The 15773-nt window shown below is 36.3% G+C and carries 11 protein-coding genes and 1 riboswitch; of the genes, 2 read left to right on the top strand and 9 right to left on the bottom strand.

Translation table 11 applies throughout. The features are described from left to right. The first annotated feature begins 247 nt into the window (after positions 1-247). Positions 248-979 (top strand): ABC transporter ATP-binding protein, encoded by a 732-nt coding sequence (locus MHH98_RS02335; protein WP_038179375.1) that lies wholly within the window; start codon positions 248-250, stop codon positions 977-979. After that, positions 976-1731, top strand: a complete 756-nt coding sequence (locus tag MHH98_RS02330) for an ABC transporter permease (RefSeq protein WP_038179377.1) — start codon at positions 976-978, stop codon at positions 1729-1731. The genes MHH98_RS02335 and MHH98_RS02330 overlap by 4 nt, the downstream gene beginning before the upstream one ends. Positions 1732-1807: 76 nt before the next feature. Here MHH98_RS02330 and MHH98_RS02325 read toward each other — a convergent pair whose 3' ends face one another. From MHH98_RS02325 to MHH98_RS02285, 9 genes are all read right to left on the bottom strand, one after another. Next, positions 1808-2362 (bottom strand): NADPH-dependent FMN reductase, encoded by a 555-nt coding sequence (locus tag MHH98_RS02325; protein WP_340712208.1) that lies wholly within the window; start codon positions 2360-2362, stop codon positions 1808-1810. 232 nt (positions 2363-2594) lie between these two features. Next, a complete protein-coding gene (locus tag MHH98_RS02320) occupies positions 2595-4211 on the bottom strand; it encodes a catalase (protein WP_445684002.1) in 1617 nt (538 codons plus the stop codon). Positions 4212-4544: 333 nt separating this feature from the next. Then, entirely contained in the window at positions 4545-5150 is a 606-nt protein-coding gene (locus MHH98_RS02315; protein ID WP_038179381.1) for a response regulator transcription factor, read from the bottom strand. Continuing rightward, positions 5143-6282, bottom strand: a complete 1140-nt coding sequence (locus MHH98_RS02310) for a sensor histidine kinase (protein ID WP_076035270.1) — start codon at positions 6280-6282, stop codon at positions 5143-5145. Before MHH98_RS02310 ends, MHH98_RS02315 begins: the two co-directional genes overlap by 8 nt. Positions 6283-6380: 98 nt before the next feature. Then, the gene (locus MHH98_RS02305) at positions 6381-7433 is read right to left on the bottom strand and encodes a fatty acid desaturase (protein ID WP_076035271.1); all 1053 of its coding nucleotides are present in this window, start codon (positions 7431-7433) and stop codon (positions 6381-6383) included. Between the two features lie 280 nt (positions 7434-7713). Further along, positions 7714-11148 (bottom strand): methionine synthase, encoded by a 3435-nt coding sequence (gene metH / locus MHH98_RS02300; RefSeq protein WP_038179384.1) that lies wholly within the window; start codon positions 11146-11148, stop codon positions 7714-7716. Then, positions 11129-12988 carry a bifunctional homocysteine S-methyltransferase/methylenetetrahydrofolate reductase gene (locus MHH98_RS02295; RefSeq protein ID WP_038179393.1) on the bottom strand — a complete coding sequence of 620 codons (1860 nt, stop codon included), beginning with the start codon at positions 12986-12988 and terminating at the stop codon, positions 11129-11131. The genes metH and MHH98_RS02295 overlap by 20 nt, the downstream gene beginning before the upstream one ends. Before the next feature lie 73 nt (positions 12989-13061). Beyond that, positions 13062-13168: riboswitch (SAM riboswitch) on the bottom strand. 173 nt (positions 13169-13341) lie between these two features. After that, positions 13342-14004, bottom strand: coding sequence for a class A sortase (locus tag MHH98_RS02290; protein WP_340712207.1), 663 nt, complete (start codon positions 14002-14004; stop codon positions 13342-13344). A gap of 149 nt (positions 14005-14153) precedes the next feature. Further along, complete coding sequence (locus MHH98_RS02285) at positions 14154-15542, bottom strand: protoporphyrinogen oxidase (protein ID WP_340712206.1); 1389 nt, start codon at positions 15540-15542, stop codon at positions 14154-14156. Positions 15543-15773 lie beyond the last annotated feature (231 nt).

The raw sequence follows: 15773 nt of genomic DNA, 5'->3' as shown, positions 1-15773 counted from the left end.
TGCAAAAAGGTCATTGGCACTCAGCATATCAAATCTTACTTTTTGGTGTAATTATAATATACCCAATATTGTTAGTTGAAAGGGTAGTGTTGGGATGTAAAAGTAATATATCGAAAATCTGACACGTTGATTATAAAAGTTTAACGTCACTTGCTTAACTATTGAATACTCAACCGACTCTTATATAGAAGATTATTCTTGAACTATGGTACATTTATAGTAAAGACTTTTTTTAGGAGGCTTACAAATGGATACTGTATACGATCCCGCCATACATTTTAGCCATGTTGATTTTCAAATTGGCGACTCTCAAATAATTAAAGACGTTACAGGATCTTTTCCTAAGGGAAAAATCACAACGCTTGTTGGTCCTTCTGGTGCAGGTAAGACTACTTTACTCAAAATGTGCAACGGCTTAATCTCCCCTACTGCTGGCGAAATTTTTATTCACAATAAGCTCATTACTACTTATGATCCAATTGATTTACGTAGAAATGTTGGAATGGCATTACAGGCTGCTCCTATGATCAAAGGCACAGTTTTTGAAAACTTAGAGCTTCCGTTGGCATTGCAAAATAAGAAACTAACTGAAGAAGATGCTATTTCATATTTAGATGATGTTGGTTTGGAACACGCCTTTTTACATAAAGATGCATATGATCTATCAGGTGGGCAACGCCAAAAAGTATCGATTGCAAGAACCCTTGTCAATCAATCCGAAATATTGTTACTTGATGAAATTACATCTGCACTTGATCGTGCTTCATTAAAAGAAATCGAAGAACTTATCGTCAAAATCAACGAAAAATATAATGTGACGATGATTTGGATTACACATAATCTTGACCAAGCATTAAAAATTGGTCACTATACTTGGGTTTTAATGAAAGGTGAAGTCATTGAAACTGGAGAAAGCAAACTATTAGAGGACCCTCAAAATGAGCTTGTAAGACGCTTCGTACAAGGGGTGATTAAATGAGCTATTTAGCATTATCCTTAACATTGATTTTCGTACTTATTCCATTAATTTTATCAAAAACTTTAAAACTCGGATTAGAAAAAGATACATTTATTGCTACTATACGCTCCATAATCCAGTTACTTGCTGTCGGCTATGTATTAAAATTTGTTTTTGATTCCAATCATTTTATCTATATCTTCTTAATGATCGCTTTGATGATTGGAACTGCTACATTAAACGCACGTAAAAAAGGTAAATCTATAGACGGGATTACGTGGAAAATTGCAGTTACTTTACTGACTGTTGAAGTATTGACGCAAGCCATACTACTAGGCTTCCACATTGTACCCGCAACTGCACAATATATTATTCCAATTAGTGGAATGATCATCGGGAACTCTATGGTACTATCCATTTTATTCTTAAATCGTTTCACAGCTGAAATGCACGCGCATCGTGATCAAGTAGAGCTCATTTTATCATTAGGTGGAACACCAAAACAGGCTATTCATCATCAATTAATTAGTGCGATAAAGGCAAGCATGATTCCAACGATAGAAAGCCAAAAAACGATCGGACTTGTACAACTTCCAGGCATGATGAGTGGTCAAATCATTGCTGGAGCTGACCCTATCCAGGCAGTGCAGTTTCAATTGCTAATCGTTTTCATCTTGCTTACGACAGCGGCTGTATCGAGTATTTTCCTTGGATTTTTGTCCTATCCAACATTGTTTAATAATCGCATGCAAATGTTGAAGGAAAAATTTTAACAAAAAAAAGCTTCTTCTCTATACGTCTTAGAGTAGAAGCTTTTTGTCATAATGATTGTACTTAGGGAGCTATATTTTATTTAGTATGTTTGTCGTAAAAAGCAATAAAGTTGTCTACTACCGTATCAAGGAATGCAATTGTACTTTCATCTATTAGTTCGCCAGCTTCGTTTAACTTCGTATGAACAGCACCTATATATACTTCATTCCTTGACAGTAGTACTGGCGCTAAAGCTGGATTTGAAAGGATTTCACGCAAATGGATTTGAGCACGAACACTACCTAAAACACCCATAGATGAACCTACAATGAACCCTGGTTTATCTTTGATTGTATAATCACCACCACGTGATAACCAGTCAATTGCATTTTTTAATGCACCTGGAATGGAATAGTTATATTCAGGAACAGCAAATAATACTGCATCAGAATCTTTAACATCCGATTTAAAAGCTGTTGCACCAGCTGGTGGATTGTTTTCAATATCAATTGAGAACATTTCAACGTCATTAATTAATACCGGTGTAATATCCAATTTGTTTGCATAGCGTTTTTTCATGAAGTTTACAAGTTTTAAATTATTTGAAGTTGAGCTAGTTGAACCTATTATTGCTTTTACTTTAATAGTCATTTAATGTCTACTTCCTTTTCTATTTTAAAATTTTGTAACAAGTAAAGCATATACCCTAAAAATAGGATATTCCAACAATTTGACTCAGTGACAAAAAATACCTTCTATAGCATGCGCAATTTTTTATTTATATATTAATAAATTTGCTGTATTTCTTTTTTGGCAATCGACTATTTTTTTAAGTAGAAAACAATAGCAAAAACCGTGAGGTTTATCATCCTCACGTTTCATTTTAATATGGCTCTGCGTCATGCCCTTTTTCAATGGCATCTTCAGGAGCATTATCTCCATCAATATTTGCTAACGGTCTTTGCGTAGACGAGTGTTTTTCAGCATTTTGCAGTCCCTCTTTTAGTCTACGACCGTAGTCATCATCGGCTTCCTCTGCTAATGCAATCATTGCCTTTTGGATCTTTTCATCACAACTTGATAAATCACCGATAAGATTTTCTAGAAGCTCATCTTTTTCCCAATCCTCAAAATTACGATACGTTTCCCCTGCTTGTTTCGTATTACTTTGTCGATCAATGGATTCATGCACTAAATTGCCTTCTATAAAGGGTGTATACTCTTTTGCGTTTTGTTTAGCTTCATGCAAGCCACCAAGCATGGATGGCTCATAATTTATATGCGGATTCTGTCCTGGCGCTAAATCACGCTTATACAACATTTGACCACCGTTTTGGTTTGTAGCAACACGTTTCTTCGGCGCATTAATTGGGAGTTGTAAATAGTTTGCTCCGACACGATGACGCTGTGTGTCTGAATAAGAAAATGTTCTACCTTGCAACATTTTATCATCAGAGAAATCGAGTCCATCAACTAATACACCTGTTCCAAATGATACTTGCTCCACTTCTGCAAAGAAATCTTCAGGATTTTTATTTAATACCATTTTCCCTACAGGATGCCACGGGAATAGATCTTCTGGCCACAGCTTCGTATCATCTAAAGGATCGAAATCGAGTTCTGGATGTTCTCCATCAGACATGATTTGAACATTTAATTCCCATTCTGGATAATCTCCATTTTCTATCGCATCATATAAATCCTGAGTAGCATGGTTAAAATTCTTCGCTTGGATTTCTTCAGCTTCCTGTTGCGTCAAATTCTTTATTCCTTGCTTTGGTTCCCAGTGATATTTGATTAAAACAGCTTCTCCATCACTATTCACCCATTTATACGTATTCACCCCAGATCCTTGCATCATTCGGTAATTTGCAGGAATCCCCCAAGGTGAGTAGATAAAAGTGACCATATGGAATGATTCTGGTGAACTTGCACAAAAATCAAAAAAGCGCTCAACATCTTGTATATTCGTAATAGGATCTGGCTTAAATGCATGGATCATATCAGGAAATTTCATAGCATCACGAATAAAGAAGATTTTAATATTATTCCCTACTAGATCCCAGTTACCATCTTCAGTATAAAATTTCACTGCAAATCCTCGGGGATCACGTAAAGTTTCAGGTGAATGATTTCCATGTATTACAGTCGAGAATCGAACAAAAACTGGTGTTTGCTTCCCTTTATCTTGGAATACCTTTGCTCTAGTATATTTGGAAACAGGATCATTACCTACCTTTCCATACGTTTCAAAATAACCATGTGCCCCTGCTCCACGAGCATGTACTACACGTTCGGGTGTACGCTCCCTATCAAAATGACTCATCTTCTCTAGGAAATCATAATTTTCTAAAGTAGCAGGCCCACGATTACCAACAGTTCTCAAGTTTTGATTGTTTGTAATAGGATGCCCTTGTCTATTGGTAAGCGTATCTTCCTTTTCAATATGATTATCATTATGTGTCATAAAATTGCCTCCTTGAATGTCTTCACAATTCATCTTGTCCTGTATTTTATTGAATTAAACATTTGTGAGAGATTCTTGGGTTTCATTTGATGTACTTGGATTTTGATTTAACTTACTCAGGCTTCTATTTAATTCGCTCGGGCTTGCTTTTAACCTTCTCGCTATCTTTTGACTCACTCCGGCTCTCTTTTAACCTACTCGCCTTTTTAACTCACTCCGGCTCCATTTAACCAACTCGCTCCTCCGTTCAACTCATCCAAATCTCCTCGATTAGCAATTTTCCCAACAAAAAAACACCTCACAAGGAGATGCTGATTAATTAACAATATGGATTTATATAAAACTCGCTTAGCCAACTCTTTCGCTCTATTTGTTCCATCCTTTTTCCTTAAAACGAGCAATAGCTTCAATTCGATTGCTTACTTCTAGTTTGTCTAAGATGGTTGAAATATAGTTTCGCACGGTACCGGGCGAAAGAAAAAGCTCCCCCGCTATTTCCTTCGTCGTTTTACCCTCCGCTACTAGCTCAAGTACTTCACTTTCACGTTCTGTGAGCGGATTTTCAATCGTCTCTTCATAGACAATATCGATTAATTCAGGTGCATATAGCCGTCTGCCTTCCATAATTACACGGATAGAATTTACAAGTTCTTCGATGGGGCTGTCTTTTAATAAATAACCACGCACACCCGCTTTACGAGCGCGTTCGAAATAACCTGGACGCGCAAAAGTAGTTAAAATGATAATCTTACAAGGATGATCTTGTAATTCTTCAGCAGCATCTAATCCAGTTTTTAAGGGCATTTCAATATCCATAATACAAATATCAGGATTATGCTCCTCGACAAGCGTGACAGCTTCAGCACCATTTTTGCCAATGCCGACTACTTCCATATCATCTTCCATATTGAGTAAAGATTTCATAGCACCTAGAAGCATACCTTGGTCTTCAGCTATGACGATTTTAATCATGTTGGTCACTTCCCTTTTGATGTGTGATGACGACAGGTACAGTAATATTAAGCACTGTGCCATTTTGTTCAGTAATTTCCAGATTTCCGTTGACGAACTCTAACCGTTCTCGCATGCCATTTAAGCCATTACCTTCTGATTTTTCTTTTCTTGCTGATAGGCCAACGCCATTATCAGCAATGATAATCTGCAATTCATTATTATTTTGGACGAATGTAATTTCACATTTCGATCCATCGCTATGTTTTACTATATTATTAACTGCTTCCTTTAAACACATGCTTAGAACATTCTCTACAATCGTTGGAACCTTATCAAAATTAGGGTCTCCTACAATCGTCAATTCCATTTCAGCTGCATCTAAAATTTGCTGAATACGGACAAGTTCATCACGTAACTTCACTGTACGCATATCTGCGACAAGTTCGCGCACTTCCTTCAACGCAATGCTTGCTGTTTGGCGAATATCTTTTAATTCCATTACTGCTGCCTGTGGATCCTTTTCCACTAAACGTGCAGCTAAATCACTTTTCAAGCCAATCATGGAAAGCTTTTGCCCGAGGGTATCATGCAAATCGCGTGCGATACGCTGGCGCTCTTCATAGATACTAAGCTCAGAAATACGTTCTTTTGCCGACTCTAGTTGCCCTTCAAGCTTTTCACGCCTATTCCAGTTATATAAATTAAACGGTAATAAGACCGTTCCAATAACCGAAATAATGATAAAGTGTATTTGAGGAAGAAATAAATCAATTTCAATGAAAAACCCTGCTACTATCGCGCCAATTGTAAAAGCGATATGTAAGCCATACATAATGTAAAATCCTACAGTATTACGAATATTCCCGATAAAAAACGCCGTAAATAATGATAGATAAACATAACCAAAAAGTAATGTCATCGCAACATTAATTAACATTTCAAAGGATACCCACATATACACTAGTCCATTGTGTGATCTATGTGAAAAACGATACGAAACAAAATATAAAAGTAAAATTGAAATTCCTATCGCTATTTCTAAAAATGAAGATGACCTAAATATGAAAAAGAACGGTAGTAAACAGAAAATAACCCAAGCATAGATACTTAGCCAAGGACTCTTCGGGAAAATACTAAACCAGCTCAGCATAAATTCATTCACCGCCCCATCTAATTGCCCCTATTATATCAAATGTCATACAAACAAAAACAGCCATCTCTGTTTAAAGAAATGACCGTCTTTCTTACTTAGCTTGCTTTTTTCATAGGTACATCTTGATTTTTTGACAAGCGATCATGTTCATCTACTAATCTTTGTACAGATTTGAAAGTCACAAAGGCTTTTTGTGATGGATCATATAATTTATAACGTAATGATTCTAAACTTGTTTTGATAGTTACTGTTGTCGCTTTTTGAAGTGGTGGTACTTTTTCATGTGCTTCTTCTAATAAGTAATTCGGTACACGTGGTGATAAATGATGCACATGATGGAAACCAATATTACCTGTTACCCATTGTAAAACTAGTGGCAATTTATAATATGAACTTCCTTCAATCGCCGCTTTTACATAATCCCACTCAGATTCTTCTTCAAAATATGAATCTTCAAATGTATGTTGAATGTAGAATAACCAAATCCCTAATGAACCAGCTACAAACATCGTCGTACCATGTACGATTAAAAATGCAGTCCATCCAGCAGTCATCACAATCGTAGTTGCTAGTGCTAAGATAATAATATTTGAAAGATACGTATTCATACGCTCTTTTCGTTTTGCATCTTTACGATTAAAACGACTTGAAATTAATACTAAATAAAGTGGTCCAAATCCGAACATTACAAGCGGGTTACGGTAAGCGCGATATTTGAATCGCTCCATTTTTGATGCTGCAACGTACTCTTCAATTGTCATCACCCAAATGTCACCAACACCACGTTTATCTAAATTTGAGCTTGTTGCATGGTGAATCGCGTGTTCACGTTTCCATTTTTCATAAGAAAATAATGTTAATACTCCTGTTAATGTACCAACAATATCTGTTGCTTTTTTATTTTTAAAAAATGACCCGTGAGTACAATCATGGAATATAATAAATGTACGAACTACAAAACCTGCTGCGATAATACTTAAACCAACCGATGCCCAAACAGATACTGGAACTAATAGATACGCTGCTGTCCATAAGATTATTAGTGGTAGCAAAGTGTTAACCATTTGCATAATACTTTTATTCAAATGAGACTTAGCGAACGGTGCGACGTCCTTACGTAATTGCTTCGTCTTTTCTATATTATTCATGTGATGTCCCTCACTTTTCTTCGCTTTATATATTCTCATCTTAAAACTTATAGTTACATGATAGTAGATATAGTTGTCATGATTAACATATGACATCTGTCATATAGCAAGTCTTAATACTTGGTAATAAAATTAAAAATACACTTGATACTGCTTACTTTGTTTAATATTTATCATTAAATGATAAGGATGGATTTTGTTTTCTTACTCGAAATTACATCTACAATCTGTTTAAAATAAATGCAAAAAGCGAGATGGCTTAAAACCATCTCGCTTTTTCTTATTCTACATTGAAATATCTTGCATCAGGATGTGCAAAAACAATTGCTGATACGGATGCTTCTGGCGACATCATAAATTCCTCTGTAAGATGTACACCTATATCTTCTGGTTTAATCAAACCAAAGAGTTTCGATTGATCTTCTAAATTTGGACATGCAGGATAGCCAAATGAAAAACGTTGCCCTTGATATTTTGCCGCAAAACGATCACGCATAGTGAAATCGGTGGTATCTGGGAATCCCCATTGGTCTCGAATTTCTTGATGGATGCGTTCTGCAAAACCTTCTGCTAATTCAAGAGCTGTTGCTTGGAATGCATGACTTTCAAGGAATTTCCCTTGCTCTTTCAAACGTGCTGCAGCCTCACGTACACCGTGCCCAGCAGTTACTTGCATAAAAGCAACATAATCCATTTCTCCACTATCAACTGTTTTCAAGAAATCAGCTAAACATAAGTACGGCATCTTATTTTGTCGTGGAAAAGTAAAGCGCTCAATAACGGTCTTACTATCTTCTGGATCATAAATAACAACATCATTTCCGTCTGCTTGTGCAGGGAAGAATTGATACATGCCTGATGGATTTAACATACCTGATTCCAAGAATTCTGTTACTAATTCGTATAACTCAACTGCTCGAGAGTCACCTTTTTCAAGCATTTCATCACTATATCCTCTTAAACCTAAATGATGGCCAATTAATGTTCGCATATTCACATATGGATACAAATGAGATACTGAATAGTCTTTTAAAACATGACGTCGTAAATCAGTCGGTACAAAAATCGGTGCATCTGAACGTACTGTTTTAACTGGTTTTTCTGCTACAGCAACAGCTGGTCTTGCAGCACGCTTTTCTTCCGATGCTGCACGTTTTTCAATTGCGTCTTCTAACTCATTTAGCAATTCACCTTTATCATCACTTTGCAGTCTGTTAGCTAACTCAAGCCCATGCATCGCGTCTTTTGCATACATAACTGGACCATCGTACTCTGCTGCAATTTTCGTTTCTGTAAAGCGTCTTGATAATGCCGCTCCACCTACGAGCATTGGAGTAATGATGCCTGCATCCTTGAAATCTTGCGCAGTAATGACCATTTGCTGTGCTGATTTTACGAGTAATCCTGATAATCCAACGATATCTGGATGTTCCTTTTTAATAACTTCAATTAGTGCTTGGGGTGTAACTTTAATACCAACATCAATTACCTTATAACCATTATTACTTAAAATAATATCAACAAGGTTTTTTCCGATATCATGTACATCCCCTTTAACTGTTGCTAATATTACTTTTCCTTTACCAGTATCATTTTCATTTTTTTCCATGAACTGTTCTAGGAATGATACTGATGCTTTCATAACTCCCGCACTTTGTAGTACTTCGGCTACGATTAATTGGTTGTCATTGAACAAACGTCCAACTTCAGCCATCCCTGTCATCAAAGGTCCATTAATAATCTCTAACGGTGAATCGTACATATTCATTGCAGCTTCTAAGTCAGGGATTAGCCCTTCTTTTGTACCTTCAATAATGTAATATGCTAGTCGCTCTGGTACTGTTTTTGGAATATCATCTTCAGTCTTTTCTTTCTTTTTGTCACGATAGAAATCTGTGAAATCAGCAAGTGTCTTGTCGTTTGTTTTATAGATTAAATCATTTGCTAAGTTAATCTCAGCTTCTGGAATTGAAGCATAGCGCTCTAATTTCTCTGTATTTACAATAGCGTAATCTAGCCCGGCTTGTGTACAGTGGTATAAATACACAGCGTTTAATACTTCACGTCCAACTGGAGGTAAACCAAACGATACATTACTAACACCTAAAATAGTTAATACTCGAGGCATTTTTTCTTTGATTAAGCGAATACCTTCAATCGTTTCTTCAGCCGCTCCTATATATTGTTCATCTCCCGTACCAACTGGGAATACAAGAGGATCGAAAATAATATCTTCCGGTGCGATTCCCCATTTATTCACTAGCAGGTCATAAGAACGTTCAGCAACTTTCAATTTACTATGGCGGTCAACAGCCATTCCTTTTTCATCAATTGTTCCGATAACGATAGAAGCACCGTATTTTTTCACTATTGGTAAAACAGCATCATAACGTTCTTCTCCGTCCTCTAAATTAATAGAGTTAATGATTGCTTTCCCTTGGGAATATTTCAGTGCTTCTTCGATTACCTTTTCATCCGTTGAATCGATTACAAGGGGAACTTTAACTTTCTTTACCACTTCAGTCATGAAGTTTTTCATATCTTCAAGTTCATCCCGGTCAGGGTTTGCTAAGCAAATATCCATAACGTGCGCACCGTTTTTCACCTGTGCACGAGCAATTTCTGCCGCTTCTTCAAATTTACCTTCTATAATTAAACGCTTAAATTTTCGTGAACCAATAACATTTGTACGTTCACCTACAAATAACGGGCGCATTGAATCATCATATATAAGCGGTTCAATTCCTGCTACGACATGACCATGCGCTGTTTCAGGCATTTGACGAGGCTGCTTATGCTCTACTACTTTACGGATTGATTTAATATGCTCAGGCGTGGTACCACAACAACCCCCAACAATATTCAACCAGCCTTTATCTGCAAAACCTTCAAGCTTTTTAGACAATGATTCCGGAGTCTCATGATAATGCCCTTCTTCATCTGGTAAACCTGCATTCGGATAACAACTAACATAGCTTGTTGCTAATTCTGAAAGCGTGCGTAAATGATCTGTCATAAATTCAGGTCCAGTAGCACAGTTCAACCCGACTGATAGCGGTTTAATATGTTCAATTGAAATATAAAAGGCTTCAATACTTTGCCCTGCCAGAGTAGTTCCCATAGGTTCAATTGTTCCCGAGATCATCACAGGCAGTTCTTTATCAAGCTCTTCAAACGCTTGTTTAATACCTAAAGTGCCAGCCTTAACATTCAGCATATCTTGACTTGTTTCAAGTAATAACAAATCCGCTCCACCGTTAATTAATGCCTTAGCTTGCACGTAAAAGTCATACAATAGCTCATCAAATGTAATACCACCAGTTACTGATAAGGTTTTAGTCGTTGGTCCCATTGCACCAGCAACATATCGTGGCCATTCAGGTGTTGACAATTCATCCGCTACTTTTTTAGCGATTTGCACTGCTAATAAGTTAATTTCATGCGCTTGATCACCCAATGCATATTCATTTAATACAACAGGAGTCCCACCAAATGTATTCGTACTAATAATATCTGAACCCGCCTCTAAATAAGCACGGTGTACATTTTCGATCACGTCAGGTCGTGTGATATTCAAATATTCATTACAGCCATCATATTCATCTCCACCAAAATCCTCGGGAGTTAAATTAGCATTTTGGAGCATAGTCCCCATTGCACCGTCTAATATAAGAATATGTTGTTGGAGTCGTTCTTTAATTGGTTGTTTTAACATAGTTGTGATCTCCTACTTTCTGTTGATCTAGCTCTTGAATATAATGAATCAATTCTACTGACATATCGTAACGTGTAAATGGCGTAATGATATAAATACCATTAAATAACTCTGCGGCTGTATCGATTAATTCCTTAGCAATCGCTATTCCTTCTGCAGTTGCAAGATTTTTATCATTACCCGTTGCGCGCATTCTTTCAAGTACTTCATCAGAGAGCTTAATCCCTGGTACTTCATGATGTAAAAACTCTGAATTTCGGATACCTGTTAGTGGCATGATTCCTATGAAAATAGGGGTTTCTAAATGTTTAGTAGCTTCATATATCTCTATTATTTTTTCCTTCGTATATACAGGCTGTGTGATGAAATAATCTGCTCCACACTCAATTTTCTTTTCTAATCTTTTTACGGCTCTATCAAGCACTCGTACATTAGGATTAAATGCAGCTGCAATAGAGAAATTAGCCTTTTTACGAAGAGGTTTACCTGAGAATGATATCCCTTCATTCAACTGTTTAATTAATTGAAGTAACTCTAGGCTTGAGACATCATAAACACTAGTTGCACCTGGGAAATCACCTACTTTTGTAGGGTCTCCAGTAACTGCTAAAATCTCATTAATACCTAATGCATCAAGACCCATTAAATGCGATTGTAAGCCGATGAGATTGCGATCACGACAAGTAATATGAGCAAGGGAACGAATATTATTTTGCATTTTCAAAATTGAGCCCATTGCCATGTTACTAATACGAGGGGATGCCAATGAATTATCAGCCATAGTGACAGCATCAACACCTGTTTCATTGAGTATTTGCGCCCCCTCTATAAAGGCAGTGGTATCAAGGTGGCGAGGTGTATCGAGTTCTACAATGATTGTACGTTCCTTTTTCGCCTTTTCGTGAAGTGGCTCATGCTGATCAGGAGTCGCTTCTTTAATCTCGATTACTTTTTTCTTCTTTACAATTTTATTTTCAATTGGTGGTAGGTCAGCAATACGTTTTTTTACAGCTTCTATATGCTTCGGTGTCGTACCACAACATCCTCCAATTAATCGAACACCTTGGTCACGTAGTAAAACACCAGCACGGCCAAAATAATCAGCCTCTGATTCGTAAACAATTTTGCCATCTTCTACATCTAGCAAACTAGCATTTGGATATGCAGATAAGAATGCCTTGGATGGCAATTCTACATCCTCAAACGCTTGGATTGTATGGTGAGGGCCTAAACGGCAATTTACTCCAACAATATCTGCACCCAAAGCTTCTAATTGGTGCAATGCATCATTTAATAATAAGCCATTTTGTAAAATACCTGGTTCATGCATTGATACTTGCGAGATGATTGGTACATCAGTCAATTTTCTCAAATGTTGCACTACAGATGAAAGTTCCTCAAAATCATAGTACGTCTCTAGTAATAAACCATCCGGATTACCTGCTAATAGATACCCCGCTTGCTCATCTAATGCAGCTATGATTTCAGCTAGTGTCGCTTCACTTTTACGAATACCGCGAATACCACCAATTGTCCCTAAGACAAATTGGCCTCCTGGTGCTGCAGCATGTTTTGCAATGGCGATTGCCGATTCATTAAACTCCTTTACAGAGCTCTCTAAACCATAACGTTCTAATTTAATGGCATTCGCTGTATACGTATTAGTCTGAATAATGTCAGCGCCTGATTTTATATATTGTTGGTGTATATTTTCAATCACTTCAGGCTTGGTAATGTTTAATTCCTCATAACAATAATCAATTCCGTAAGAATATAATAAAGTGCCCATCGCACCGTCAGCTGTTAACACTTGTGTTTGCAATTTTTCAAGTAATCCCATTAAAATCCCTTCCTTTCTACATAAAAAAGCCTTCTTATGGATAAGAAGGCTTGACGATTACGATGTTCGCTCCTTCTTATCTTTTCGGACAATCTGTAAATCCGCTGGAGTTAGCACCTGACCAGATGGCTGGTTGCTGAAGCTTCAAAGGGCCAGTCCCTCAGCTTCTCTTGATAAGAAATATATATTTAATTGTTAGAATAATTAAAAGAATCATAACCCTAGAAAAGAATATCGTCAAGAGCGTTTTTAGAATTATAGCAAAACTCTGTATTATAAGTATATTTTAGCTACAAAACAAAAAAGATGAGTTTTGGCAATTACTTGTTGAAACAACAATCATTTCTTCATGACTATTTATTTGCAAAAATTTTATTAGCTGATGTCTTATCATAACTTTTTATTTCAACCAATTCACCTTGAATAATCAGTCGCTTAGAACCATCATAATTACATGTAACGAGCGTTATCATTTTTTCATTTGAATCATTTATGACATCAATTTGCTCCGGTTGTACAATATGCATTTTATCAATTTTATATTCATAGATTTTTTTAAAGTCGGTTACATAAACTTGCATACCTTCCTCCGCATTAGTAAGAGGACTAAAGAGTGCCTTCCCATTATTCATATTATGACCCGCTAAGGCATAATTAGCTTTTCCCATCTTTTGTTCACGTTTCATCGTACCAGCACCAATTGCTAAGTTTGTATTCGATACACCATATAAAATAGGTAATCGCATATTCACTTGAGGTACACTAATAGCTCCAATGGCATTTAGTTTTTTTTGATTGAATTGTGCCTTTACAACATCTTTGACATTTAAATCATCCACTTGCTGAAAATCAAATGACGCATCTAGATTCTTCATTGCTGACGCTATGTCTTGTTGCTCAATCGTTGCCTTCGACATATTCGAAATGAAATATCCCATAATAGGCTGATAGAAAATAAAAACTAAACCAATTACTAGCAAGAAAATGCCTAATATCAAACTTCCCTTTTTCTGCATGTTATCCACCTTCTTTTCTCATTCATTTTAATAGTAACAATTCACTTAGCACTTTCAAGCAGTTTGACATAACGTTAAAATTAACCCAAAAAGAAAGAGCTAATGAAATTGGTATCCCTTAGCTCTTTTCTACCTACCTTGATTGTTTTTTAATGTATTTTTGCTAGAATTGATTCTGCTGTTTCTTTCCCGTTCTTAATACAAGGGCCAATACCTACACCGTAATAAGAACAACCTGCAAGTAATACATTTTCATATGCAGTGGCCATTTTAGTTGATAAAGCTTCTACTGTTTTTCCATGACCAAGATGGTAAACTGGCATTAAATCATTCCACTTTGTCACTTCTACAACAGTAGGCTCTGCTTCTATATTCAAGCTTTTTGCAATATCCTCTAAAGCAATTTCAGTTAATTCCTCTTTACTTGAATGCTTCATTTCTTCAAAATCTGGGTTTGAGTTTTTATAAAATAAACGCACAAGTAATTTGCCGTCTTTTGAAGTATGACTCCATTTACGACTTGTCCATGTACAAGCATTACATTTGACATCACTGTTTTCAGAAACGATAAAACCTGTACCGTCTGCAGGTAATTGGCTATCGGGAATATTAAAACCTAAATACATCGTAATTAGTGAGGCATTGCTAAAATCGTTGAAGTCCTCGTCCAAATTCGGATCTTTTAATAGTTTTTGAGTTACATCATGTGGTGTTGTTAACACGATAAAATCAGCTTCAATTGCTTCGTGATTATCAAATGTCAATTTATATTTGTCGCCGCTTTTTTCGATATGATTTGTTGAAACGCCTTTTAGAATTGTAACGTCTGCTAACTTCTCTTCAAAACTGGTAAATAAAGAAGATAATCCATTTTTAAAGGATATGAATTTTTTATTTGCCGCTTTTTGAAATTCTTCTTTATGTGCGCCAAACCCTTTAATAATACTTCCGTACTGCTCTTTATACTCGAGTAAATACGGTAATGTTGAAGCCATTGTCAGCGTGTCTAACTTCCCTGAATAGACCCCTGATAACACTGGAGCGATTTGTTTTTCAACAAGCTCTTTTCCTAAGAAATGCTCTAAGAAAGAACCGATTGAGCTATTCTTTGTGAAATGCTCATTAGGCATTTCTAAATCTTTTAACGCCTCTTTTTTTCCTTCTGCTGAAACTAATGAGCTACTTTCAAGGGACTCTACACTTGTAGGAATGCCAAAAACGCTGTCTGCTGGAATCGCGTGCAATGTATTATTTGTGTAAATATACGAAATTCCTGTACCATTATATACAAGATCATCTTGTAACCCTAAGTCTTCTACTAATGGCATAACACTAGAATGACGTGCAACAATCGAATCTGCACCCGTCTCCAAAATAAAGCCATCTTTTTCTACTGAGTGCATTTTACCACCTAAGTAGTCATTCTTTTCAATCAATACTAAATCTATATCTAAGCCTTTGTCCTCTTTTTCCTTTTGTAAATAATGCATAGTAGTAAGACCTGTTATACCGCCACCAACTACAACAACTGTTTTCAATATATTCACTCCTCACAACGGATTCTGTTTTATTTTAATTGGTTGTTTGTAGTTCTAGTATAAACTTTCATTTTCGAAACTGTCATGATATCCATCACAAATTCACGCACTTATTTGCGAACGTTTACACCTTTGTCAAATTTAACGTGGCCTTTTCATAAATATTCTTGAAATTTTCTTTATACAGTACATTTATTTCTGAAAAAGGGTAATGAATAAATACTTACTTTT

It is taken from the genome of Viridibacillus sp. FSL H8-0110 (assembly GCF_038003565.1).
Classification (GTDB): domain Bacteria; phylum Bacillota; class Bacilli; order Bacillales_A; family Planococcaceae; genus Viridibacillus; species Viridibacillus arenosi.
The sequence above is the reverse complement of the archived record's forward strand: the minus strand, read 5'-3'. Positions and strand labels throughout refer to the sequence as shown.